Origin of the sequence: Stieleria bergensis (assembly GCA_007745635.1) — a bacterium.
Classification (GTDB): domain Bacteria; phylum Planctomycetota; class Planctomycetia; order Pirellulales; family Pirellulaceae; genus Stieleria; species Stieleria bergensis.
In genome coordinates this window covers 4258532-4283825 of record CP036272.1, presented here as the reverse complement: position 1 = coordinate 4283825, position 25294 = coordinate 4258532, and the positions used below count along the sequence as shown (strand labels likewise).

The following is a 25294-nucleotide window of genomic DNA, read 5'->3' as shown; positions in this document are numbered from 1 at the left end:
GTTGTTCCCCTGTTTGTTCCCATGACGCTTCAATCCTTACCAAAACTTAACCATGGCTTTCGTTCGACTTTCTTTTAGACAAGTGTTTCTTGCCTTACTGAGTTTCTCTCTGGTGGTCGTTGGATTGCCAACGGGGCCAAAGGTGAATGCTGAAACGAAACAAACAAAGCGACCGAATGTGATCTTGGTGTTCATTGACGACATGGGCTGGGGCGATTTTTCCTCCTTTGGTGGCCAAGCTGTTCAGACGCAACACATTGACCGTTTGGCAAAAGAAGGCCTTCGCTTTGAACAGTTCTATGTGAACTCACCGATCTGTTCCCCGTCGCGGGCCGCGATCTCCACTGGCCAGTATCCACAACGCTGGCAAATCACGTCGTATCTCAGTAACCGTCGGGCCAATGATGATCGTGGCATGGCCCAGTGGCTGGACCTGTCGGCGCCAATGTTGGTGCGTTCACTGCATGAATCCGGCTATGCAACGGGCCACTTTGGAAAATGGCACCTGGGCGGCCAGCGCGATGTCGGGGAAGCTCCGTTGATCAGCGAGTATGGCTTTGATGAATCATTGACCAACTTTGAAGGCCTCGGGCCACGTGTGTTGCCGTTGAAAGATGCCTATGATGGCAAACCGCCACAAAAGCACGGCTTGGGAAGCGATAACCTTGGCCGCGGCCCAATTACCTGGGAAGACCGTTCAACCATTACCGAAACCTTTTGCGAAGCCGCCGTCGAGTTCATCAAGTGGGCAGATAAACGGGACCAACCGTTCTACGTCAACCTGTGGCCGGACGACGTTCATAGCCCGTATTTTCCACCTCGCGCCCGCCGAGGAACCAACCTGCGCCGCGACTTGTATCATGCCGTGCTGGATACCATGGATGAACAATTGGGCGTCCTGTTCGACCATGTCCGTCAGTCGCCGCGCTTGCGAGACAACACCATTATCGTCGTCTGCAGTGATAACGGACCTGACGTCCAGGCTGGTTCGGCGGGGCCATTCCGAGGCATGAAGGCGACGCTCTTCGAAGGCGGGATTCGTTCACCGCTGATTGTTTGGGCTCCCGGTCTGATCGATCCATCCCAGGCGGGAACAACCAATGATGAATCCGTGTTTAGCGCGATTGACCTGGTGCCTTCGCTGCTCGATTTAACGGGGACGGAGTGTCCCGCTGGAGTGGAATTCGACGGCGAACCACTCAGCAAGGTATTGCTCGGTCAGTCCAACGAATCACGGTCCAAGCCGATTTTCTTCCGCCGTCCTCCTGATCGCAAGCGTTTTCAACAGTACAACCATTTGCCCGATTTGGCTGTTCGGCACCGCCAGTGGAAACTGCTCTGCGACTACGACGGCGATCGGATTGAACTGTATGATGTCGTTAGCGATCCCGGTGAATCGCAGAATTTGGCCGCCGATAATCCAGAGGTCGCTCAGCAGTTGAAAACGCAACTCCTGAAGTGGCATGAGTCCATGCCGGCCGACAACGGTCCTCAATTTAAACCGAAAAAACGCAAGTAGAATCCGCGCCCTGCCACTTACTGGCTGGCAACACGCAACGCGCTAAACGCTCGTTGACGTTTCGGGCAACGGAAATAACTTGGCGTCAAGCTGGTGCAGGGCCTGTTTGAGGTCCGGGATCACTGGCTCACACGCGTGACGGCCAATTTCGGCAATGCGTCGGGTGGCACCAAAGTTGGTGATGTCGATCTCGGCAACGTTTGGATTGATGCACAGATCGGCTTGCTGAACCGAATGTTGGCTGATGTTGCAGGTGTGAACATCCAAAACGCGGCCCCAAACCTGCCCCAGGTTTGGCGGCTTCATGTCGTCGGTTGGCGTCTGTGAGGTGTTGCCTTCGAAGTTGCGTGACAGGCGATTGGAAAGGTTGACTGCAATCACGTAGTCACAACCTTGGTTAATCAGCACATCGGTGGGCACGACGTTGGTCAGCCCGCCATCGACCATGACTTTTCCATCCCGGCAAATCGGCACGGCCATGAAGGGCAGGTTGATGCTTTCCAGGATCGCATGAACGGCATCCCCGTCCTGGCGAACCAGTTGTTTCCCTGTGATCAAATCCACGCACACGGTGCTGATCGGGATCTGCGCTTGAGCCAGTGTCCAGTCGTTTAAGTGTTCGCGTAACATGGACTCCCACGAGCGTTTACGGAACTTGCGCAGCAGGAACAACCGCCCGCCGTTAGGCAGTTTCGTGTACGGCCAAGGCAGTTTCAGTGACTGTGTAAAGTGATCAATGCCGTAATCAACACTGTGACCGCAGCAATAGATCACTCCCACCATCGCTCCGACACTGGTGCCCGCCATGCGATCGATCACGATGCCGGCATTTTCAAGGGTTCGCAGAACTCCAAAGTGAGACATCCCTCGCGCGGCGCCTCCGCCCATCGCGATCCCGATGCTAACGTTTCGCAGGGCATGAATCACGCGTTCCAAGCTAACGCTCTCATCGCAATGGACTTTGAAGTCACGGCGAAACTGCAATTCAGTCTTTGGGGCAACTTGTGTGTTGGTGGCCAGTTGCCAGATAAAGTCGATGTGGCGCTGTTGCTCATTCAGTCGGTCGATCAGTTTGCTGATCAACGGCGCTAGCGTTTGATGGCAGTCCGGTGTCAGTAACAGATAGAATTGATCCATCTGTTCGACCAGCCAGGAGATCGCGGCTGGCGAATCCATCAGCGTGCTGAATGAAAAATCGTAAACGATCCGATCCGCAGGTTCGCCCTCTGTTTCAACGACGGGGAACGTTTGTGGCACAGAGGTTTGTTGCGCAAGTTTGACAGGTCTTGCACGGGGAAGTTTGCTGTCGGGTTGATCGCTGACACACACGATGGACTCATCCAACTGGTGCAAGCGATTGACAAGCTGAACGGAGGTGTGACGCGTGCTTTCGCCGGTGTGCAAGAAGGCGACTCGCTTGGCGATCGGTTTAAGACGCTGGCGGACCAGTGTATCGGTCTTGGTTAAGCCAACGCAACGCAGCAGGTTGCGCATCAAGATTGGATGTCGCTGCAAAACGGTTGGCAGTTGGCGTGCGTCTAGCCTGAACGCGACCAATTCGCGGTCAGCAAAAACGTTGACCTTGCTGGCAGTGTTTTGCAGAAAGGGCAAGAACCCGATCGCTGCGCCTGCGCCGCGGTAGTCCAGCGGTTCAGCGCTGTCAGGCAAGCAGCTTCGAACGCGACCGGAGGCGATCAGAAAGACGTCATTGTCGCGACGGCCCGCTTCGATGATCGCCTCGTCGATCTGGAAACGTTGCATGCTGCAATCGCCAGCCAGCGATTGCAGGGCATGCTCGTTCATCCCGGCGGTCAGGTCTAGTTGCCGGAGCTGTTTCAGCGTTTCGTCGCTCATCACCATTCCAAAACGTAGGCGAAGATCAAAGGGGCAACAATCGAAGCGTCGCTTTGGATCATGAACTTTGGTGTTTCCAGCGACAACTTTTCCCAGGTGATTTTTTCATTCGGAACGGCTCCGCTGTAGCCCCCGTAGCTGGTCACCGCGTCGCTGATCTGGCAGAAATAACTCCACAGGGGAACGTCCAGCTTGAGGTCTTGCCGCATCATTGGCACGACACAGATGGGGAAATCACCCGCGATGCCACCGCCGATTTGAAAGAACCCGACGGGCGACTGGGCGGTTGTTGCCTGGTACCACTGTGCCAGTTGCTGCATTTGATAAGTGCCGCTTCGCATCGCGTTGTGATCACCGATCGAGCCGTCCATCACTCGGGCGGCAAAGATGTTTCCCAGCGTGCTGTCTTCGACGCCAGGCACGATCACGGGAATGTTCTTGTCCTTCGCTGCCGCTAGCCAGCTGTTCTCCCGCGGAACCTGGAAGTGTTGCGGCAGGTCTGGATCATCCAGTAATTCAAAGAAGAACTCAGCCGGCGTTTTGGGAGCTTTGTCTTGATCCGCCTGTTGCCACAGTTTCAGCAAGCGGCCTTCAATGTGCCGCATCACTGTCTCCGGGATGCACGTGTCAGTGACTCGGTTAAAGCCTTGTTCAAGAAGTTTGCATTCGTCTTCGGCGGAAAGCGCGCGCCAGTTTTCGATCAATTGGTATTCATCGTGGGCGACTAAGTTAAAGACATCTTCTTCCAGGTTTGCAGCCGTACAGGTGATTGCATGGACCTTGTCTTGGCGAATCATTTCCGCCAAGGACAGTCCGAGTTCACCGGTGCTCATCGCCCCGGCAAGCGTGACCATCATCTTTCCATCTTGTGCCAGCAATTCGCGGTAAGCCTTGGCAGCGGCCAAGGTTTCTCGGGCGTTGAAGTGACGAAAGTGACGTTCTAAAAACTCGCTAACGTTCAATCTTGATTCTCCGGTCAACAAAATTTGGACAGCATGGTGGTGCAGAAGCCGGTGCGCGCTGGCACTGAGCTGCGTTGTCAAGGCGTGCTAACGGTTCCCAAGAACCTGTTTCAATTCTTTAAGCAGTTGATAACGCTGTGCGTCGGTGTTCTTTTCTAGCGTCGCGGATAAACCGAGCATGAATTCTGCGTAATCGTTGTGCCAGTCATGTCCTGCGACGGTCACGTCCAGTCTCGGCTGGGCGTTGCCTTGGGAGAGCGGGCCGGTGCCTGGACGCAGTTCAAAGGTCTCATCAAATTCTGGCAAGTAGATCCTGGTTTCGTCGAGGCCCTTTTCGGCCAGGTTTTGACGCAATCCCTGGCGGGCCTCGTCTTCGCCATGATTCAGAAACAGTCCGCCAGTGATCGGGCAGCGGTCCAAAATCCACTGCAGCAGTTCGCTTCGATCGGCATGGGCTGAATAGTTTCCCAGCTGACGAACCTTGGCGGCAACTTTGTACGACTTGCCGTGAATGCGGACTTCTGAGGCCCCATCGACGATGATCCGCCCCAGGCTTCCAGGGGCTTGATAACCGACAAACAGGATCGTCGCCTCGGGGCGGTAAAGATTGTTTGCCAAATGGTGTTTGATTCGCCCTGCGGTACACATGCCGCTGGCTGAAATGATGATGGCCCCACGAGTGATCCGGTTAATGGCTTTGCTTTCATCTAGAGACTGGACCAGGTGAAAGCGTTTGTTGCGAAACAGTTCACTCTCGTCCATCTCCACATCGTGAAGCTCACCGGCGTACTTGATGAACACTTCGGTCGCTCGCCGGGCCATCGGTGAATCCAAGTACACGTCGGCTTGAGGAATTTGTCCCTCGCGAAGCAGGAATCCAATGTCGTGCAAGAGCTCCTGGCTTCGCTCGACAGCAAACGAGGGAATCACCACGTTGCCGCCCCGCGCCAGAGCTTCGGTCAACTCTTCTCGCAGAGCTTCGCGACGATTCTCCAGTGTGTAATCGTCACGTTCGCGGTTGCCATAAGTGGATTCGCAGACGATGTAATCAAATCCAACGGGCGCGTCCGGCTCCGGGTGAAAGGCTTTCTCTTCCGGGCCGAGGTCGCCAGAGAATAAAAGTGACAGAGGTTCCGATGATGGCTTTTCCTTGACCTTCAGTTCTACCGAAGCAGAGCCTAGTAAATGTCCGGCGTTCCAAAACCGAGCTTGAATGCCATCCTGGGGACTGAACCAAGTCTCATAAGGCTGCCGAGACAGGAGCTTTAACGTGTTCTCGGCGTCTTGAAGCGTGTAGATCGGTTGCACAGCAGGCAACCCGCGACGACGAAGATTGCGATTGTACCGCTTGACACCCGATTCTTGAATGTAGGCTGAATCGGCAAGCATGAAGTTCAGTAAATCACAGGTCGCTTCTGTGGCATAGATTTTGCCCTGAAAGCCTTGCTTGACCAGTTTGGGCAATAACCCAGAGTGGTCAATGTGAGCGTGTGTAAGCAACAGAAAATCCAGCGACGCCGGGTCGAACGGGAACTCGCCGTAATTCAGTTCTTGAGTCGTCTTGCTGCCCTGGAACATGCCACAGTCAACCAAGAACTTGAGGCCAGCTGTGTTCAACAAAGAGCAAGAACCGGTGACGGTACCAACGGCACCGCAAAATTTTAGCGTCGTCATGAAACTCTGTCCGAGCAGGGATCGTCCAGGGCAACGTAGCGAAGCGCCCTGACGAATGATTTCACCGGCCAATGATCTGACCGTCCAATTTAGGTCGCCAAACAATTATCTCATTCGTCCAGTTGCTGAACAGGGGGCGCGAGGACGGTCTGGGCGGCGGTTGCTCAGCTGACGCGGGGTGTTCTGTGGCTGACGCTCAGATTGACGCCGCAATGGCGAGTGTCCAGAGTGCCTGCACCCAAATTTGTCGCCGCGAAGTGAGTCGTCGGTGGCACCGGTGGTATTTTGTAGAATGGCCGTTAAAGTGGCACTTCACTTCGTTGGATTGGTTAGAAGTTTCTCCCTCTGGTCTTGCTAGCATTTAATGGAAGATAGCAAATCCGAACCGTCGATCACTCTCGGCAGCCCTGCGGCAAGCATTGCCGGCATCGGCAATCTCCGCGCTCAGTTATTGCAGCGATTGAATCTGCGGACGGCGGGAGACATGCTGTTTTTCTTTCCACGGGATTATGAGTTCCCAGCGCCACCGTGCCGAATCGATCAGCTCAAGGAGGGGGTCGAGGCGTCCTTAATTGGAACGATCGCTGATGTGGAACTGCGTTCGTCTTCACCGACCCGATCGATCTTGGGTGCGGTGCTCGAAAACGAGACCGGCGCCATTCGGATCGTTTTCTTCAATCAACCCTTTCGTGCCGAGCAGCTGACCTACGGGCGTAAGCTGATGATCCAAGGCACACCAAAGGTCAGCGGGATGGGGCTGCAAATGTCCCATCCAAAGATTACGTACCTAGATAAAACCGACGGCGAGATCGAAACGCCACGCATTCTGCCCATCTATCCATTGACCGAAGGGATGAAGCAGCATGAGATTCGCCGCATCATCCAGTTGGTTATCGAACCGCTGGCGGACGATCTGCCGGAGGTCCTGCCTACTGAATTGCGTGACTTAGCCACCCAGCGGCTCCGCGCCGCTGAATTCTCGTTGCAGCTGCCGTTGCTGGAGATCAACCAGGCAATCAAGCAGATCCACTGGCCTGACGATAAGGATCATTTGAAGGCCGCGCGGATGCGTTTTGTATTCCAAGAGTTGTTGGTGATGCAGTTGGCGCTGGCAACACGCCGAAAATCACTCCAGGACAGCATGCAATCCGTTTCGATGGAAACCTCCAATCTGCTAGACACGCGGATCATCAATCGGTTTCCCTTTGAACTGACCGATGATCAACGCAGCGCGATGCGGCAGATCAGTGAAGACATGTCGCGAAAGTATCCCATGAATCGCCTGTTACAAGGCGACGTTGGCAGCGGCAAAACCGTGGTTGCAATCTATGGAATGATGCTAGCGGTTGGTAACAAGCAGCAAGCGGCGTTGATGGCGCCCACGGAAGTGCTTGCGCGACAGCATTATGAAACCTTGACGCGAATGTTGGCCGATAGTCGTGTGACGATCGGACTGTTATGCGGATCTTTGTCGGCAAAGGAACGCCGCGACACCTTGGCTGCAGTGGCCGGTGGAGAGGTTGATCTGATTGTTGGCACTCAATCGCTTTTGCATGGCATCGAGTTCGCCAATCTGGGACTCTGTGTGATTGACGAACAGCACAAGTTCGGCGTGGGCCAACGTGGTTCTTTTCGCAGCGGCGGTGTCGATCCGCATTACCTCGTCATGAGTGCGACGCCGATTCCACGTTCGGTTGCGATGACTGTGTTTGGCGATACTGAATTGACGACCCTGCGCGAAAAGCCGCCGGGGCGAGGCACGGTGAAGACTTATCTGGGACGCGGACAATGGACACAGCGTTGGTGGGGCTTTGTCAAGCAACGTTTGGATGAAGGGCGACAAGCCTATGTCGTGGCTCCACGCGTCGCTTCGTCCAGTGACAGCGACGAAGACGAAGATGTCTCGTCGGTGCTGACGGTGTTCAAGGAGCTTTCCCAGAAACAGTTCGCCGACTACAGCGTCGCCTTGTTGCACGGCAAAATGCCGAATGATGAAAAGCAACGCGTCATGGAATCATTCGCCGATGGCGAAATCGATCTGCTGGTCACGACCACCGTGATCGAGGTTGGCATTGACGTTCCCAACGCCACCGTGATGACGATCATGAGCGCTGAGCGTTTCGGGTTGGCCCAGTTGCACCAGCTGCGCGGTCGTATCTCACGAAGCTCACACACCGGACATGTCTGTGTGTTCACCAGTGGTGAGCAAAACCCCGACGAGATTGAGCGTCTGAAAACGTTTGAAACAGTTCATGATGGATTCGAACTGGCCGAGGCCGATTTCAAGCTGCGAGGACCAGGGGATGTCTTGGGTTGGCGGCAAAGCGGAATGCCAGCGATGCGCATCGCAGACATCGTCGAAGACATCGATGTGCTACAAGTTGCCCGGCAAATCGCACAGGACATCATTGATCAAGATCCCAAGTTGGAATCAGAATCCTACCAATCGCTACGAAAACAAATGATGCGCCGATATGCATCGACCCTCAACGTTGGAGACGTCACGTAATGACACCTATTTGCAAGGGGATCCAGTTGGGATGGTCGATACAACGGGGCTGTAGACTGTTGGGAGCGTTCTAGGATTGTTTTCGTTGGGCGCTGCAATAAATGCCCAGTCTTGTCGGGTGCCGTACTTGCACGCACCACTGCTTTGAACATGTTCGCATTCGGTAGAACCACTGTCCCCCAAAAACCAAATGTAGCACTCGTTGGTCCTGCATGCTGGTTGGACAGCCTCGAGCGGGAATGGAGGCAGTCGCAGGAAATGCAGAACGCTAATAAGCACTCATCCGCACTCATCAATTAGCGTTGATTAGTGCCTATGAGTGTTCCTGACTCGGCACGTCGAACATTGCGTCTTTTGTACGACCAGCATAGCATGGGGCAGCGTGAGCCACTGATCGAAACGAGACATCCCACCGTCCCCATTGCCCGACGCTAAAAAGAGCTTACATAAACTAGTTGGTCACCAGAAACTACGGGCTTTTATCAAGGCACTGGCACGTCTCAGGGAAGTCGGCACCTGATCGTCTTCGCCCCAGTAAGATCAACAAAGTCATCACACCGAAGTTTCCGAACGCCGAAGGTGTTCTACCCCATAGCCCAGGGTCGCGCAGCGCACCCTGGGGACAGACCCCACACACATCGTCTCCGAACGCCGAAGGTGTTCTACAAATGGAGCTGTTAAGCCCATGAGAACACAAGCAAGTACAAGGCATCTCGCCCAAACCCTTGCACTAGAAAGCTGACACCAGCGCCGCTGGCCATGCAAACGCTCATAATCTGTCGGGGACAGTCCGCTGAAACTTGCAATCGTCGCAAAACCGGGAATGAACCACGAAGGACACGAAGAGCACGAAGGGGGGAGTTGCGATAGACATCTCGGCTCATTGGACTGGGACCGTCCCCAGTCTCGAATGCCAGTCCGGATCGAATGCCTGAACGCCGAAGGTGTTCTACCCCATAGCCCAGGGTCGCGCAGCGCACCCTGGGGGCAGGCCCCAGGCACAAGATTTCCGAACGCCGAAGGTGTTCTACAACGGGTTCGGGATAGCCGCTTGGAATACAAGGAACGCCAAGGCATCTCGCCCAAACCCTTGCACTAGAAAGCTGACACCAGCGCCGCTGGCCATGCAAACGCTGATAATCTGCCTGGGACAGTCCGCTGAAACTCGCAATCGCCGCGAAGACGGGGATAAACCACAAAGGACGCGAAGAGCACAAAGGAGGAGGTCGCTACAAACGATGGAATCGCTCGACGAACTGCGGCCGGCCAACCAGGAGCGACCACCACCATGATCGACAACAACGGGGCCACGACCGATGAGCGAAAAATAGAGCCGATGAAACTCGATCTGGCTAGCGGTTTGTCTTTACTGACTCCAAAGCCGTCAAAACCAAGCCATTTCAATCCACCGGGCCAAGCAAACGCACTCTTACCGCGTCAACACATCGCCACAGCGTCAAACGCACGGCCCTTCTAGCACAGCCGCCCAACCCAAAAACGCCTTGGACACCCAAGTGAAACCAGGCAACCCATCAGGGCTCAAAATCCGTCCCCACATCAGAACTCGGTTGATGGCCTGTTAAGTCAAGTCCACAGCCTCGAATGCGAATGGAGGCAATTGCTGGAAATGGAGAACGCTAATCAGCACTTATCAACACGAATCAATGAGTGCCTACTGGTGTTCCCGATTCGAGACGTCGAACATTCCGTCTCTTGTACGACGAGCGTGAAGCATGGGGCAGCGTGAGCCACTTTTCGAAACGCGACATTCCACCGTCCCCATTGCCCAACGCTAAAAAGGGCCTCCGCAAGCTTGCTGGTCACCAGTCACTCTCGGCCTGGATCACAGTTCCGGACGTCCCGGGGACGTCGGCACCTGATCGGTTTCGCCCCTGCAAGCTCCACTAAGTCATCATCAGACAGGCCATCAGCAGTTTTAAGAACAGATGGGACATCCCCTGTGGTTGCACCAGTGTCCTTATCGACAACAGCTTCAATTGCACCTGTCACCGAAATAGGTTCATCACCTTCAATCGCATCAGCTTGCCCATTGAGGAAAGCAGTTAACACCCAAACACATTAGAACATTCAACATTGGATTACCTACTTCGTTTTGCTTTGGGCTATCGGAGGGAGGATGACGCCGTGCATCGCCGGATCGAAAAATGCCTCCAATCTTGAATCACCCTTGTTGAGCATGAAAAACTTGTTGCTAATGCGAACAACCCCAGCGTTGCCGAATGCGGTTGATTCAATGCTTTGAGAAAGGGTGCAGTCGACTATTTCGACTGCGGAAGTTTTTGGGTCCACCGTCCAACTAGATACGGTCGATTGAAAAATGTACCTAGACTCGAATTTGCTTAACTCAGCAAACTCTTCTTCGCTCATCTTGGCAGTTCTGACAGGCTTGCCAAGTGCGTAACGCTCCAATCGAAAAGGCATGTGATGTTTTGCATGCAAATATAGACTCGTATGCAAGCCCGTTTTGGTGTTGAAATAAACTAACTCCCGCTCGCCAGATTCAAATTCACGAATCTCATCAGGAAGCTTCGCGAGAAATTCGCGGTACTTGCGTTCACTCGGAAGCCCCACGAAAATTCCCGATGCGGACGCGACAGGATAAAGCTCTGGAGGAATATATACCATTAACCTGAGCAAATCCGATCCACCAGTCACCTTTTCTTTCATACCATCGAAGATCGCTTCGCCGGTTCCTGCAATAACCAAGGCCACTCCGCATTTGCGAGTCATTCCTGATGGAACAAGTGCAGGCGATTCACTCTCAGCATCTCCATCCCCCCCCTTTTTTAAAATGCAATCCGCTCTACCCACAACGCCCTTACCTGGCACGAGATTAACCAAACCAACATGAAGAATGGCGTTTTTGGGGTCGCGAGCGACAAACCCTGTCGACCAAATACTTTCGTTCAAAGCTGTTGCTGCAGTTTGGAAAATCCTTTGCTCGACAATTTGAACTCTACGCTCGTTCTGAATAAGAACATCTTTGTAGGGCTTCAGGGTTTTCTCGAACTCAAGAGCGTAGCGTTTCTTAGCCTGGACATCGCCCTCCCCCTTCCACACTTTCGTGCCTGGTCCCGGGACGGGAACCCTAACGATACGCGAGGGGTCTATTCGAGGAGGTGGCGACTTCCTCTCCTCCTGCGCAGAAGTAACTTGCCCGAAACCGAGCGCACAAGAAGCCAAAAATAGAACACTAAGCTTTGCGCGAAAATATAACACCATCATCAACCCCACATGGAAGTGTCCCGCGAATTGCTAAAACTTGAAAGATGGTCTCCCGGAGGGCAGAATCTGCCCTCCGGAAACCTTTCAATTTACGTCGGCTGCAACCGACGGGGAGACCATCTTAACGAAGTTAATCTTATTGAATCCCTTGGACAAGTTCCTGCGTCGGAAACCGTCCGCGTCTTTCGAGACTTTTTGCGTGGTCATGTGCGGGAGATGAGCTGTGAAGTCTGGCCTCTGAAGTCACTGAGCTTTGTGGCATCAAGCATGCTCCGGCCGAGGGGAGCTACTATCGAGCAGGCTCGAGCCCAGGTCGCGTTCTCGACGAAGGTGAACGCGAAGACGTGATTCACCCGCGCGTCGGAAAAAGTCTGGCGACGGAAAGAGTCAAGAAGTTGAACTGGCGAGCGATCGTGCTGCCAAGGATCCACAGCAGCTTCAACATCAGATTATCCAGGCGATTGTTTCGGGTGCTAGCACTCGGGAGATGCAGGAGATCAAGCCAACTTCTCCCGGCGTCAAACGTTCCAACGTGTCGCGATTGTGGCAAGAAGCTGGAAGCAAGTTTGTGCAGGAACTGCGTAGCAGAGGCCTGGCATCAACGACGTGGTGTGCTTTGATGCTCGACGGGATTCGGCTAAGCAAAGAACAAACCGCTGTGGTTGCACTGGGGGTCGATGACCAAGGCCGCAAGCACGTCTTGGACTTTGCTCTTGGAAGTAGTGAAAAGGGGATGTCCCATCTGTTGTTAAAACTCTTGATGGTCTCTCTGGTGATGACTTGATGGAGCTTGCAGGGGGTGTCGATGCCCCTGGGGCGTCCGGAGTTGTGGTCAAGGCCGAGAGTGACTGGTGACCAGCAAGTTTGCGGAAGCTCTTTTTAGCGTTGGGCAAGGGGGACGGTGGAGTGTCCCGTTTTGATCAGTGGCTCACGCTGCCCCCATGCTTCACGCTCGTCGTACAAGAGATGGAGTGTTTGATGTCTGGAATCGGGAACACTAATAGGCACTAATCAAGGCTAATCGATGAGTGCCTATTAGTGCTTATTAGCGTTCTCCATTTCCAGCAATTGCCTCCATTCGCATTCGAGGCAGTGGACTTGACTTAACAGGCCATCAACCGAGTTCTGATGTGGGGACGGAGGTTGAGCGTTGATGGGTTGCCTGGTTTCACTTGGGTGTACAAGGCGTTTTTGAACGGGCGGCTGAGCTAGAAGGGCCGTGCGTTTGATGCCGTGGCGGTGTGTTGACGCGGTAAGAGTGCGTTTGATTGGCCCGCTGGATGAAAATCGCTTGGTTTTAACGCGTTTGGATTCACTGAAAACATAGAGCTAGCCGGATCGAGGTTTACCAGCTCGATTTTTCGCTCTTCAGTCGTGGCCCCGTTGTTGTTGATCATGGGGGTGGCCGCTCCTGGTCGGCTGGCCGCAGCTCGTCGAGCAATTCCATCGTTTGGAGCACTCGGCTCAGCCACTGGTCATCCAGTACCATCACCCCGCGTTGAAAACTCTCAATCAGCGTGCTCGAGCTTTCCGCTTGCACAATCGCCACTCCGACCGCCTGCCGCCAGTGTTCCCAGTGTTCGGTGTCCTGCCAGCGTTCAAGCTGATCCAGCGCCCGCTGGCCAAGCTCCAGCAGCGGCTTCATGTAACTGCACACGCCCGTCACAGGTTTTGCAGCGGAGGATGATTGTGATTACCTCCTTCGTGCTCTTCGCGTCCTTCGTGGTTCATTCCCGGTTTTGCGACGATTGCAAGTTTCGGTGGACTGTCCCCGGCAGATTCTCAGAGTTTGCATGGCCAGCGGCGCTGGTGTCAGTTTTCTAGTGCAAGGGTTTGGGCAAGATGCCTTGGCGTTCCTTGCATTCCAAGCGGCTCTCCCGAATCCGTTGTAGAACACCTACGGCGTTCGGACACGATGTGCCTGGGGCCTGTCCCCAGGGTGCGCTGCGCGACCCTGGGCTATGGGGTAGAACACCTTCGGCGTTCGGAAATCGGGATGCGATTGTGAAAGCCACCGCCTTTGCTTTGGCAGGTTACCGAAGTGCGTTTCTCTGATCATGTGCTTCGAAGGAACGTCAGCCTGGCCTGCCGAACGCCGTAGGTGTTCCATTTTCACAGCCCAAGGTCGCGAAGCGCACCTTGGGTCAGTGGAACGATCAAACCTGCGAACGCCGTAGGTGTTCTACATGCGGTTTGGGCACACCGACCGGAGAGCAAGTGTTCTCTGCTGCACATGGACGATTCGGCGACAGTTCCGGGAGGATGATTGTGTCCTCCTCCTTCGTGCTCTTCGTGTCCTTCGTGGTTTATTCCTCACTTCACCACAATTGCCAGGGGACGCAACCTTTCAGTGCTACCCACTATTGGGGACGCTTCCACACCATCGATCGATTTGGGGGATGTCCCAGCAGCTGTTAAAGCTCTTGCTGGTCTCTCTGGTGATGACTTGATGGAGCTTACAGGGGCGAAGCCGATCCGGTGCCGACTTTTCTGGGGCGTGCCAGAGCTGCGATCAAGTCCGGGAGTGACTGGTGACCAGCAAGTTTGCGGAAGCTCTTTTTAGCGTTGGGCAATGGGGACGGTGAAATTTCGCGTTTCGCTCAGTGGCTCACGCTGCCCCCATGCTTCACGCTCGTCGTACAAGAGATGGAGTGTTTGACGTCTCGAATCGGGAACACTAATAGGCACTAATCAAGGCTAATCGATGAGTGCCTATTAGTGCTTATTAGCGTTCTCCATTTCCAGCAATTGCTTCCATTCGCATTCGAGGCTGTCGCCTTGACTTAACAAGCCATCAACCGAGTTCTGACGTGGGGCCGGAGGTTGAGCCTTGATGGGTTGCCTGGTTTGACTTGGGTGTCCAAGGCGTGTTTGGGCTGGTGGCTTTGTTAGAAGGGCCGTGCGTTTGACGACTTGGCGATGGATTGACGCGGTGAGAGTGCGTTTGATTGGCCAGGCGGATTGAAATGGCTTGTCCAACAACCGATCAACCCGGGGTTTGATGCAAGCACGGCACGTTATGATTTTTGGTGCGTGCAAGCTGTTATGGTTGCCAGGGCTTTTGCAATTTGTCTTGATCAGCGGTGATGGCTGGCAGATCGAAACGCACGAATTTGACTTCGCCATAGCCGGGCTCGTAGAGCACGCCCAAGGTGCCGTCATGGAGGACGGTGATTTCGCTGTAGGCCGATGCGCCGGGATCGATGACGCCGCCTTCGGACCATGTCTTGCCACCGTCGTAACTGATTCGTACAGCAAGGTTCTTGCGCCCGTTGTTGCTCGCTGCATTACAAAATAGCAGTCGATTTTTGCTGAATCCATCTTGCTTGGCCGTGTACTGAATGATGCACGCGTTGCAGCGTGGATCGATCAGTGAAAGGTCGTTTTCGGTGTCCCATTTTAAACCCTTGGCATCACTGCGATGGATCACGCGTTTTCCGGGTTGCCAGCGGCAGTTAATCATCAAGCTGTCGTCGTGGAGTTGAACCAGTTTGGATTCGTCCGCTGGGGCGCAGTCGCTCAGTGCATGCCAGCTTTCGCCGTGATCGTCGCTGCAGAACACAGTTAGACCGCGACCGACACGCACGTAGTTTTGCAGGAGCCGACCGTCACGGGTTTGGATTCCACGGCCAGACGTGATGAACTTAAAAGCGTTCTTCAGTTCAGGGCCGGCGACTTGGTCAGTGATGTCCTGAGGCGCTTGCCAGGTCTGGCCGTTGTCGGTGCTCTTCTGAACATAGAACCGATACTCTCGGTTGGCTTTGTTCATGGGCAGGTAGTTGTAAAAACAGAAGATCGCCCCCGTTTCGCGATCGACAATCAACGAAGGATCGCTGCAACCACCATCGGTGACGGGATCCATGACCTGCATTGGCGTCCAGGTTTTTCCGTTATCGGTGCTGCGTCGATAGACAATGTCAATGGTGCGTTGGTGGACAAGGTCTGCGCCGTTTTTGCGTCGGGCGTCGCATGCGGCAATCAAGTCGCCGTTGACGGCTGTGTCGATCGCGGGAATGCGAAAGGTGTGTGTGTCATTGGTGCCCGAAACAAACAGCGACTCGCTGTGAAGCAACGCGATTCGTCTGGTCGGTGGTGGTGCTGGTAGTCGAGTAGGATTCGCCGGTGGCTCGGCAAGTAACGCCAGTTGGTCCAGCAGGATGCCGGAGTCCTTGGGAGAGACCACTTGAATCCGAATCATCGTTGGCTTCGCGTCATTGGGAATTGCCAAGCGAATGTCACTCAGGAATCTGGCACCGACAGCGATCACTTGATCAAGCTTAACAAGCGTTTGCCACTGGCCCGAGCTTAGGATGTCGACGTGGCACTCAAATGGGGCGTGATTGGTCCAGCGTTCGGCTTTGAAGGTTAAGCCGCGCACCGGTTGTTTCAGTGCCGTGGTCGAGATGGCCAGCGTGGTGGTTTCGCCGCCGGCAAGTTGCAGGCTCTGTTTGCCATCGCTGGCGAATTTCGCTGTGACCGCAGCCTTTCCCTGGACTCGCATCATGACTGGCCCAGAACTGATGCCAGTGAACGCACCGGCCGGCAGTGTCTCGAAGGAGGTTTGATAGAGTGTCTTTTCAGCTGATTGTGCAGCGGACAGGCAGAGGCAATGGCAGGCAAGCGACAGAACAGCTGCGGCGAGACGAAGACGCATGGTGATGGACCTTTGGGTGCGATGATCGGGTGGTCGATTGGCCAAGGATAGCTCACCGAATACAGATCCGTGACCGCTTCTCCGGTCCCTTTTTTGGGGCCAATTCGCTGGTTCCATTTTGAGTGATCTCCCTGGCGCGGTCTGCCTCGCGTGGTCTGCCTGGCGTGGTCTCCCTGGCGTGGTCTCCCTGGCGTGGTCTCCCTGGCGTGGTCTCCCTGGCGTGGTCTCCCTGGCACCCTGAGTTCGGCATTGGGGAATGCAGTCAGTGGCCGTCGGATGCGCTGGTTGGCATGGCATGGGGGAAAACGGTTGCAGTTGCGGGAGCTAAATTTGCGTGATCGGGCTTTACCGCAATCGTGTCTCGCAAGAACCGGGGGCGCCACCCGTTGAGTTTCTCTTGACCTCGACCGCCTTGGCTTGGTAATCCCTGGTTTGCACCGGCTCTCGGTTCGCGCGAGCCAAATGTTGAGTCGATTCCAGCCGTTTTTCGATAGATTTGTGAAGTTTTTGCCTCGCCATTTTCCGAGTGTTTCGCCACGACTCCATCAATGCATGGTGCTGCAATGGATCCGTATCGGGATGCAGTCACCTGAGTGGCAGCGTGGCGTCGGCAGGTTGTCGCTGGTTGCAGGGCTTCTTTTCGGCGGTCTGCTGATGGCCGGTCCGGGGTGCCGTGGTCGAGCCTATGACAGCGTTTACCAGGCCAAAATGGCTCAGCGGATTCGCAAGCTTGAAGACGAGCTGTACCAGAGCGAATACGACAATCGCGTGCTCCGAGATCAGATGGGGCAGGTCAGCGAAGACGAAGACCCCTACCAGAATTTGCCTCAGACTCCCGCTTTTAAAGCCACAGAGGGCGTGAATTCCGAGCCGCCAGCCGGTGTTCCGCTGGCGGATCCGATTGAACAGGGCGCGCCAGTTCCCGTGCCTGATCCCAAGTTTCAAGACCTGGAGAACCAGCCCGACCAACCGGGTTCAGGGAAGCCCATGGTGGTGCCGGATCCAGACATGTTGGAACCACCCAGGCCGGAACAGCTGCAAGAAATCGATCCGATTGTGCCCGGGGATGTTAGCCCTCCGGCCATGCTTGATCCGCCGTCACCGGGCAAAATTCCGCTGCCGCCTTTGGGCGATGCCAGTGATGCGATGCCGGAACTGAGCATGCCGGATCACCTGGAGCTACACGAAACACTCTCTGGAGGTCACCACGAGGACAGCGATTCAGTCCCCGAGGGGCTGTATTTGGTGATCACCGTCAAGGATGATCAAGATGAAATGGTGAATCTGCAGAACTTTGATATCGACGCCAGCATGACCGTCGTGATCACAGAGCCGGCCGCGGATGAACAGCAGGCAGCCGCAGAGATTGCCCGTTGGGACTTCGATGCTCAGCAGGTACGCGATTTTGTTCGCAACTCGCCGGTGGATGGCTTTCACGTGCTGTGTGACTTTAGGCAACAGTTACCGACTGGAAAGAAAGTGCAGGTTGACGTACGGCTTTCATCGGGTGAAGAACAGATGAGCTGCCAGGGCAGTGTCGGTTTGCAGCAGTCCATCGCCGCCAGCAAGTGGTTGCCACGAGGCTGATTGGCGGCTGGCACCCTACAATCCCAACCTGAATGCTGGCCAATCCTGCTGTGGGCGCGTAAGCCGGATGGAGCGAAATTGAATTGGCCGCTATGCTATGCGGCATGAATAGAAAGCAGAACAAAAAAGAGTCTCAGCCCGCGTCCTCGTTTGATCAGCTTGGGCTGTCATCGGTGATGCTTCGTTCGCTGAAACAAGCGGGGTTTGAATCCCCATCACCGATTCAGGCAGAGTTGATTCCGCCGGCACTCGACGGGATGGACGTCATTGGTCAGGCGCGAACGGGAACCGGGAAAACCGCTGCATTCTCGATTCCGATCCTGGAGCAGTTAGATTCCCTCGACGATTGCCGAGATCCTCAGGCGATCATCGTGGTGCCGACGCGTGAACTGGCCGATCAAGTCGCTCGCGAGGCCGAGCGTTTGTCTTATGGCGTACCCACCGAAATCGCAGTGTTGTCGGGCGGCAAGAACATGCGTGGCCAGCTCCGTCAGCTCGAAAATGGCGCTCAGATCGTTGTCGGGACTCCCGGTCGCTTGCACGATCACTTGCAGCGTCGATCGCTGCGTACCAAGGACGTGTGGTGTGTTGTGCTGGATGAAGCGGATCGCATGTTGGACATCGGATTCCGTCCACAGATTGAACGCATCCTACGTCGCTGCCCTCGTGATCGACAGACGCTCTTGCTGTCCGCCACGTTGCCCACCCAGGTTCAACGTCTGGCCGAATCGTACATGCATGAGCCGCTTGTCATTGACTGTTGCAAAGAAGAGATGTCTGTCGAGACGATTGAGCAGCATTACTTTACCATTCCCCAGGATCAAAAACAGGACTTGCTGCGAGCGTTGCTAAAACGCGAGCAGCCCAAGCAGGCGATCATCTTTTGCCGCACCAAGCGTGGAACCGATCGCTTGTGGCGCGCCCTGAGCAAAGATTATCCCGACGCGGCGGCAATGCATGGTGACATGGCACAGACCGCGCGTGACCGAGTGCTGCAAAAGCTTCGTGATGGCAAACTGAGTATCTTGGTGGCAACCGACGTGGTGGGTCGCGGGATCGACATCAGCACGATCTCCCATATCGTCAATTACGACGTCCCCGAAGACAGTGACGATTACGTGCACCGTGTTGGGCGGACCGGCCGTATGGGACGCGAAGGCGTGGCGTTCACATTCATTGTTCCCGGCCAAGGTGATGTTCTGACCAGCATCGAACAGCGGATCAATAAGCTGCTGATTCGAGACTCCATCAAGGGCTTTGAAAAAGAGCCAGAGCCGGAGCCGCAAGAAGATGTTGCCGTCGCGCCCAGCCCCAAGCGGCTCAATCCGATGAACCGCAAAGTCAAACGCCGCCGCTAGTCCGCGCGCACGTCAACGGTGGCGTCACCCGCCGCTGGTGCGTCGTGGCGAATCGCTTGATGCTTGCGCTCACGACGCGCCGCATTTCCTTGCTGCGGCAACGCCTCTGGCAAACGCTTCTTCCATCAAAGCAATGCCGCTTAGATCCGAGTGCGCGAAATGGATCCGCCCGAGCGATTCGGCTGCTTGCTGGCGTTGTTTCCCAAACATAAATCCTACGCGAGGTTGGATCATCGCGTGTCCCCATCGCATGATGTCCATGCGCTGGATCAACGTCTCGATCTCAGGGTGCGCCCGGGACAGGTCGGCTAAGACAATTGCTGCCCAATCGTCCCACGTCATCTGCAAAAGTGTTTGCCGAGACAACTTGGGATCGTCTTTTAGCAATGGGTGGTACCAGGTGATCACGGTCGGCCCATGATCAGCACCTGACTGATGCGAGGCATTTACATAGCCCAGTGAATCGCTATGGCAGATCACATTGTCCCAGGCCATCAAGGCCGCCAGCCCATCTTCTTTTGATTCACTTGGTCTCGCTTTCAGCAACAGGTTAGCGACGACCCAGCCACCGTATTGAAACGTGGTCGCGTCGCGTCCGGCCTGTTGCCATTGGTCGATCAGGCGACTTGCCAAAAACTGTGGGGCAGCAAACACGACGTCGTCGGCAATCAATTCGACCATGCGATCCCTGGCCTTGTCGTAAGCCGTGACGCGCATGGATTGACCATTTGGTTGCTTGGTGATTTTGGTGACAGCGTGTTCGGTTCGGATCTGTTTGGCAAAGCGCTGACTTAAGTGCTGGACGATTTTGCCATTGCCCTGTGGCCATGTCATCACCGGCTGGGATTCCATTTCAGCAATCGAATTCGCCTGACCGCTCAGTCGAGACGCAAAGTAGAAAACGCCTGCCCATGCGCTGGTTTGTTCCAGCGTCAGTCCATAATCATCGCGGCACCCGTAATCGACCAGCCAACGCAGTGCCTCTGAGTCATAGCCTTGATCGGTCATCCACTGGGCCATTGAGATCTGGTCCAACTGAATGACCTCTGGATCGCTGTCCGTCCCCAGCTGCATTGGGATGGCGAACGCCCGTCGGCCTTGTTCGTCGCGCCGCTGCGCCCACTGATTCATCTGCAGTTGGAATTGTTCCAGTTGTTGACGATCGGTGGAATGAATCTCTTGAATGGATGCGGGATAAAGTCCTTCCAGCCAACGCCCTTGATGAAACACGCGTTCTTCGGGTTCGCGGCACAGGTGTTCTTCGGCGACAGTCACCTGACCGTCGGCCGAGACGTCTGTGACGATGTTCATTTCCTGAAACAGTTCCAGCAAGTCTCGGTTGAATGACATGGGCACCGGGACGTAATGGGCTGCCCAAGGAAACTGGGATGCCTCCCATTTGCCGCTGCGACTGGTGCCGCCGGCCGTGGACTCCATTTCTAGGATCACAACGTCTTGGATGCCTTGCCGCTGAAGTTCCCAAGCAGCGGAAAGGCCAGCGATTCCTCCGCCGACGATCACCACCGCATGCTTGGAAGGGGCACCCGTTGGCTGTGGCAGCTTCCAGCCGTCGCGAATCCGGTGTCCAACACTGAGGTCCGGTTGCAAGAGTTCCCCGCTGAAAGCTGCCGAGGGCTTTCCGGAACAGCCAACGAGCATTGCCAGCGGCGTTGTTCCCAGCCACTTGATCCACGTTCGGCGTGTCGGCTGTTTGAGTGTTTCGTTGCCTTGTGCTGAGCTCACGAACCCCATTCCTGTTCGTAATAACGCACCAAAACTTGATCGTTCAGCCGGTTGATTTTGACATCGACTGGAGCGATGTCAGCGGGCATTTGAAACAACGTTTGCATGGTTGATTGATCCAGATAGCGAAGCCCGTCGGGGAGCGCCCGTCGCGATTGCCAAGGCCGAGTGTCGCTGACGTCGGTGCCAGTGTAGCGTGCATAAGCAAATCCCCAGACGCCAAACGTCGGCACCGATGTCTGGTAGGGCTGGACCAGGAAACCGGACGCCGACAGCGTGTTCAGAATGCACCAATAGGATTGTGGGGCAACCAGCGGCGAGGTGCACTGGACCGTGATAACGGCGTCGTCGTTCAGCACTTTTTGCAACATCTGAAAGAATCGCGTGGTGTAGAGCTTGCCGACCGAATACGAACTTGGATCAGGAAAGTCGATGATCGCGACATCAAACGTTTTCTGTTGTTCGGTGGCCCAGACAAACGCGTCTTGGTTGATCACCGTGACGCGTTCATCGTTCAGCGAGTCTTGGTTGAGTTCTTTCAGCGGCGGAAACTTTTCCGCCAGGGACGTCATCGCGGGATCCAGATCCACCAACGTCACCGTTTTGACCGACGGATACCGCAGGACTTCACGCACTGCTAATCCGTCACCACCTCCCAGGACCAGCACGTCGTGCACCTGGTCTCGGCTGCTGATCGCGGGGTGGACCAGGGCTTCATGGTACCGGTATTCGTCGCGTGAATTGAATTGCAAGTTGCCGTTGAGATACAGCTGGAAGTTTTCCTTATCCTTCGTGACCACAATCCGCTGAAACGGGCTGTGCTGTGTAAACACGATCGGCTTCTGCAGAATGACTTCCTCTGAAAGCGAAGTCAGCGAGTCGGCTTTGATGAAGCCGACGACCAAGATTCCAACAACGATGAAGCCTCGCGTTCGCAGTCCCGTCACCGAACGCTGGGACAACAGCGGTCGCAATAGCGAGGTTCCCCAAATGCCGACCGCAGCGTTTAGTAACCCAAACAGCAGCGAAGTTCGCACCAGTCCTAGATGTGGCACCAGCAGAATCGGGAACAAGAGTGACGCCATCAGAGCGCCAATGTAGTCAAACGTCAGCACACGCGCGACGAGTTCGCGAAAGTCAAGATTTTCCTTCAGAATCCGCATCAACAGCGGTAGCTCGAGGCCGACCAAGATGCCGATCAGCAGCACCATGCCAAACAGCAGGATCCGAAACCATGCGATCTGTGCGAAGGCAATGAAAAGGATCGGAGCCGAAAGGCCGCCGACCAAGGCGATCGCAATTTCAATTTCGATGAAGGTCCGAGCCACTCCAGTGTCGACATAACGCGACAGCCAGGAACCAATCCCCAGAGCCGACAAGTAAACGCCGATGACTAAAGAAAACTGTGTGACGCTGTCACCGAGCAAGTAGCTGGCCAACGTGCCAGCCAGTAACTCATAGATCAAACCACAGGTCGCAATGACCAGAACATTCAAATAGAGCAGGTAGTTGGGTGCCCGATTGATCATCCGACGATGGCCGCGGCAATGATAATCGAAATCCCAATCACGATGGCTCCCATGATGATCGCTAGTGCTTGGTTCTGATCTTCTTCGATCTCACGCATCACTGAAAACGGCGTCAGTTTTTCCATCAGCCAGAGGCCGAAGAACAACAACACGATGCCGAGCACGGCGAAAACGATTGCGGCCACTAAGTGAACACCCAGGAGCGCAAATCCGGCCGCCGCGACGGAGGAACCCTCCGAATCGGCGGATTGAGCTAGCAACGCAAGACTGTTTAAATTCAATAAGTTCATCTTATTTTCCTCCACCCCATGAACCACCAAAGGAACGTCCACCATAACCGCTGGAGGATCGCATCCCTGATGAGATGACACGCAGCACACCAAAGCTGGGCGCTTTCCAACCGGCGACCGCTGCGGTCGTGAAACCAGAGCAGCAAATCCCGGCGGCAACAAAGTAACTGATCAAGAATGCGTTTTTCATCTAATCATCCGATGATAGATAAGGACTGAAATCACTGTCGCTCCACCGTTGCACTTCAAACTGACGGCGATAGAGCAAGAAACCCATTGGGAAGAGACTGACGCCCACCAAGGCGTACGTTAGCAGCCAAGCGTCGGCCTTGCTGCTGAACACGCCATAGACCAACAGCAGGTAAACCACGCCTCCGATCCAGGTGAGCCAAAAACTCTTCTCCATTGTCGGTGCAGACTGCAGGACGCCAACGCCCCAGGGGCGTGGCAGGTCTTTGACGCCGAAGATCGCTTCGATTTCCTCCGGGGCCATGTACTGGCCTTCCGAAACGGTGACTTCCTGTGTGTCGCCCCAGCCGGTGGTCTCGAACGAAAGCATGCGCGGAGGCGCAATGTAGTCGAACGTCTCCGTTTGGTCACCTACATTGACCTGCCAATAAAATTCGCCCAAGACATAGCTGACATGCGCTGTGCCACGATCGTACAAGCGGAAGGTCTCGCCATCGTAGGTGATGCTTTGACCGTAACGCGTGACGGGTTCGTCCACTGGGGCGACAAAGCTCCAGTGATAATCTTGACAAACCAACCAGCGAAAACCGGTCTCGCGATTGTAGAGCAGGTACTCCGTCCAAGGAAACGTCTGACCTTGATACAACACATGGCGTTTCATGTATCCGATCAAGGTAAACTTGACGCCGCCAATGGTCCCCTCGGATCCCAGCGGTATGAGCGGGTCGAGACGTTTCTGCGTGAGCGTCTGGAAGAGGGTGAGTTTGCCCTCCGACGCATCAAGCAGTGACGAGCAATTCGGGCAGGCCACTCGCAGGGTTTGGTCCGGTGCTCGTAGCTTCAACGGGCCGCCGCACTGTGGGCAGTTTAGCTGCAGCGAGCCTACACTCTGGACACCCGCGTTGGGATCCAAACTGGAAAGGTCAATGCCGAGTTCTTCCAGCGTAACCATTTTGCCCATGTACGCGGCTTGCTCGGCTCCCTCGCTGCCGTCGCCGTAGTCGAAGGTTGAAACCGCGTTGTCGGTGGCGATTAAGTCGACATAGTGATGTGAGCTGCCGGGATGAAATTGCCAGGGCAGTTCGCCTTCAGCGCCCTCGGCAGTCGCGACCCCTTTTTCGCGAACCGTAAAGGTTTCGTTCTTCAGCGGAATCGCTTTGTTGAGCTCGATGGAATCAAATTCTGGAAGAGACTGTGATTTTTTGAGCGTGTGTTTCCGCGTGATGGAAAATTTGCCTTGCGCTTCGGCTAACCAAGCCCATTGCTGACCGCCAAAGGAGAGGTACCACTCGTCCCAGCTGCCGCCGCCAGCATGCCGGTAACGAACGCGGCCGGCGATCGTGAATCGTTTGCCATTGAACCGGCCAGTCATGCCTCGCTTCAGGCCAGATGCCGGATCGCCGACTTCCGCGACTTTTCCGTAGTCTTCTAACGCTCGGTCGCTTCGTCCCACAGCGGTGTGGCAAAAATCACAGATGGCGACCATCGCGCCACCGGCTTGAAACTCAAGCGGTCCGCCACAAGACGGACAATTGGTCTGAATCCGTTTCATTGACCCGCTCCCCATCCGGTTGCCGTTTCGGCGTCTTGCCCGTTTGGTCGTGTCCTGTGAATTTTCCTGACCCGTACGTCGCCGGCATTCAAGCGACGCTGCAACTGAGTTTGCCAAGGCCAATCCGGCTTTGGAAGGCAGCTGTACAGGTTAAAGGTAACAAATCCAAATTCGGGGTACGTGTGACAGGCCAAGTGCGATTCACGGAGCAGATACAACAGAGTCACGCCGCCAGGGTCAGGAAACACGTGCCGCTGTGGTTGCCCAACCACCTGCAAGCACAGGTCATTGATTAATTTTTGGCAGATCGATTCAATCGTTTCCGCGTCTCGCAGTGCATGGGCGTCGCACGCGGAGGCCTCGACGATGAACTGGCAACCGCCATCAAACCCAGCCAGGGGGCTTGATGAAGCAAGATCGGTATCACCAGATACAGTCACGCGAGTGTCCAAAAAATCAAATGGAATGATCAGCCGACCGGGCGTCTGTCGGTTGGGGGCCGTTATAGCATAAATTCGGTCGTGCAAGGAGGAAGCCTTAACTGGGATGCTTGTAAAAACGTCCTTGCGGCGACATCACGGTTGATTGTCCGCCAGGCTTCGTCGCATGTGCCCGGGCACGGAAACCC

The 25294-nt window shown here is 55.2% G+C and carries 16 protein-coding genes and 1 pseudogene; 5 read left to right on the top strand and 12 right to left on the bottom strand.

The features are described from left to right. Positions 1-52 precede the first annotated feature (52 nt). Positions 53-1519: a sulfatase-like hydrolase/transferase gene (locus tag SV7mr_RS15175; protein WP_145273838.1), complete on the top strand. Its 1467-nt coding sequence runs from the start codon at positions 53-55 to the stop codon at positions 1517-1519. Between the two features lie 42 nt (positions 1520-1561). Here the strand turns inward: SV7mr_RS15175 and SV7mr_RS15170 are convergent, their stop codons facing one another. The 3 genes from SV7mr_RS15170 to SV7mr_RS15160 all read right to left on the bottom strand — a co-directional run bounded on the left by SV7mr_RS15170 (position 1562) and on the right by SV7mr_RS15160 (position 6009). Next, the gene (locus tag SV7mr_RS15170; protein WP_419187426.1) at positions 1562-3373 is read right to left on the bottom strand and encodes a cyclic nucleotide-binding and patatin-like phospholipase domain-containing protein; all 1812 of its coding nucleotides are present in this window, start codon (positions 3371-3373) and stop codon (positions 1562-1564) included. Next, positions 3373-4335: a deoxyhypusine synthase family protein gene (locus SV7mr_RS15165; RefSeq protein ID WP_145273832.1), complete on the bottom strand. Its 963-nt coding sequence runs from the start codon at positions 4333-4335 to the stop codon at positions 3373-3375. The genes SV7mr_RS15170 and SV7mr_RS15165 overlap by 1 nt, the downstream gene beginning before the upstream one ends. 87 nt (positions 4336-4422) lie before the next feature. After that, positions 4423-6009 (bottom strand): MBL fold metallo-hydrolase RNA specificity domain-containing protein, encoded by a 1587-nt coding sequence (locus SV7mr_RS15160; RefSeq protein ID WP_145273829.1) that lies wholly within the window; start codon positions 6007-6009, stop codon positions 4423-4425. A 364-nt stretch (positions 6010-6373) separates the two neighbouring features. Between SV7mr_RS15160 and recG the strand changes: the two genes are divergently transcribed. Beyond that, positions 6374-8518 (top strand): ATP-dependent DNA helicase RecG, encoded by a 2145-nt coding sequence (gene recG, locus SV7mr_RS15155; RefSeq protein WP_145273826.1) that lies wholly within the window; start codon positions 6374-6376, stop codon positions 8516-8518. A 2103-nt stretch (positions 8519-10621) separates the two neighbouring features. Here recG and SV7mr_RS15150 read toward each other — a convergent pair. Next, positions 10622-11599 carry a hypothetical protein gene (locus SV7mr_RS15150; protein ID WP_419187425.1) on the bottom strand — a complete coding sequence of 326 codons (978 nt, stop codon included), beginning with the start codon at positions 11597-11599 and terminating at the stop codon, positions 10622-10624. A gap of 192 nt (positions 11600-11791) precedes the next feature. On the opposite strand from SV7mr_RS15150, the pseudogene SV7mr_RS15145 reads away from it, so the two are divergent. After that, positions 11792-12491: pseudogene (locus SV7mr_RS15145) on the top strand (transposase); the annotation flags it as partial. 666 nt (positions 12492-13157) lie between these two features. Here SV7mr_RS15145 and SV7mr_RS15140 read toward each other — a convergent pair. After that, positions 13158-13409 (bottom strand): hypothetical protein, encoded by a 252-nt coding sequence (locus SV7mr_RS15140; RefSeq protein WP_145273819.1) that lies wholly within the window; start codon positions 13407-13409, stop codon positions 13158-13160. 1398 nt (positions 13410-14807) lie between these two features. After that, complete coding sequence (locus SV7mr_RS15135) at positions 14808-16418, bottom strand: sialidase family protein (RefSeq protein WP_419187424.1); 1611 nt, start codon at positions 16416-16418, stop codon at positions 14808-14810. Positions 16419-16916: 498 nt separating this feature from the next. On the opposite strand from SV7mr_RS15135, the gene SV7mr_RS15130 reads away from it, so the two are divergent. Together SV7mr_RS15130 and SV7mr_RS15125 are read left to right on the top strand one after the other, a co-directional pair. Further along, positions 16917-18005, top strand: a complete 1089-nt coding sequence (locus tag SV7mr_RS15130) for a hypothetical protein (RefSeq protein ID WP_145273813.1) — start codon at positions 16917-16919, stop codon at positions 18003-18005. Positions 18006-18109: 104 nt separating this feature from the next. Next, positions 18110-19363, top strand: coding sequence for a DEAD/DEAH box helicase (locus SV7mr_RS15125; protein ID WP_419187423.1), 1254 nt, complete (start codon positions 18110-18112; stop codon positions 19361-19363). A gap of 69 nt (positions 19364-19432) precedes the next feature. Here the strand turns inward: SV7mr_RS15125 and SV7mr_RS15120 are convergent, their stop codons facing one another. The 6 genes from SV7mr_RS15120 to SV7mr_RS15095 are packed head-to-tail and all read right to left on the bottom strand — an operon-like array spanning position 19433 to position 25106. Then, entirely contained in the window at positions 19433-21106 is a 1674-nt protein-coding gene (locus SV7mr_RS15120; protein ID WP_419187422.1) for an FAD-dependent oxidoreductase, read from the bottom strand. Further along, complete coding sequence (locus SV7mr_RS15115) at positions 21103-22635, bottom strand: polyamine aminopropyltransferase (RefSeq protein WP_145273807.1); 1533 nt, start codon at positions 22633-22635, stop codon at positions 21103-21105. The genes SV7mr_RS15120 and SV7mr_RS15115 overlap by 4 nt, the downstream gene beginning before the upstream one ends. After that, positions 22632-22925 carry a DUF350 domain-containing protein gene (locus SV7mr_RS15110; protein WP_145273804.1) on the bottom strand — a complete coding sequence of 98 codons (294 nt, stop codon included), beginning with the start codon at positions 22923-22925 and terminating at the stop codon, positions 22632-22634. The genes SV7mr_RS15115 and SV7mr_RS15110 overlap by 4 nt, the downstream gene beginning before the upstream one ends. Position 22926: 1 nt before the next feature. After that, positions 22927-23115 (bottom strand): hypothetical protein, encoded by a 189-nt coding sequence (locus SV7mr_RS15105; protein WP_145273800.1) that lies wholly within the window; start codon positions 23113-23115, stop codon positions 22927-22929. Then, positions 23116-24666 (bottom strand): DUF4178 domain-containing protein, encoded by a 1551-nt coding sequence (locus tag SV7mr_RS15100; RefSeq protein ID WP_145273797.1) that lies wholly within the window; start codon positions 24664-24666, stop codon positions 23116-23118. It lies immediately after the preceding gene. Further along, positions 24663-25106, bottom strand: coding sequence for an S-adenosylmethionine decarboxylase family protein (locus tag SV7mr_RS15095; RefSeq protein ID WP_419187421.1), 444 nt, complete (start codon positions 25104-25106; stop codon positions 24663-24665). The genes SV7mr_RS15100 and SV7mr_RS15095 overlap by 4 nt, the downstream gene beginning before the upstream one ends. Positions 25107-25294 lie beyond the last annotated feature (188 nt).

Excerpts from the sequence above, each read along its gene's own strand:
- SV7mr_RS15125 (WP_419187423.1), top strand. The coding sequence starts at position 18,110 with ATGAATAGAAAGCAGAACAAAAAAGAGTCTCAGCCCGCGTCCTCGTTT.
- SV7mr_RS15110 (WP_145273804.1), bottom strand. The coding sequence starts at position 22,925 with ATGAACTTATTGAATTTAAACAGTCTTGCGTTGCTAGCTCAATCCGCC.
- SV7mr_RS15140 (WP_145273819.1), bottom strand. The coding sequence starts at position 13,409 with ATGAAGCCGCTGCTGGAGCTTGGCCAGCGGGCGCTGGATCAGCTTGAA.
- SV7mr_RS15115 (WP_145273807.1), bottom strand. The coding sequence starts at position 22,635 with ATGATCAATCGGGCACCCAACTACCTGCTCTATTTGAATGTTCTGGTC.
- recG (WP_145273826.1), top strand. The coding sequence starts at position 6,374 with ATGGAAGATAGCAAATCCGAACCGTCGATCACTCTCGGCAGCCCTGCG.
- SV7mr_RS15160 (WP_145273829.1), bottom strand. The coding sequence starts at position 6,009 with ATGACGACGCTAAAATTTTGCGGTGCCGTTGGTACCGTCACCGGTTCT.
- SV7mr_RS15105 (WP_145273800.1), bottom strand. The coding sequence starts at position 23,115 with ATGAAAAACGCATTCTTGATCAGTTACTTTGTTGCCGCCGGGATTTGC.
- SV7mr_RS15175 (WP_145273838.1), top strand. The coding sequence starts at position 53 with ATGGCTTTCGTTCGACTTTCTTTTAGACAAGTGTTTCTTGCCTTACTG.
- SV7mr_RS15100 (WP_145273797.1), bottom strand. The coding sequence starts at position 24,666 with ATGAAACGGATTCAGACCAATTGTCCGTCTTGTGGCGGACCGCTTGAG.
- SV7mr_RS15135 (WP_419187424.1), bottom strand. The coding sequence starts at position 16,418 with ATGCGTCTTCGTCTCGCCGCAGCTGTTCTGTCGCTTGCCTGCCATTGC.
- SV7mr_RS15170 (WP_419187426.1), bottom strand. The coding sequence starts at position 3,373 with ATGAGCGACGAAACGCTGAAACAGCTCCGGCAACTAGACCTGACCGCC.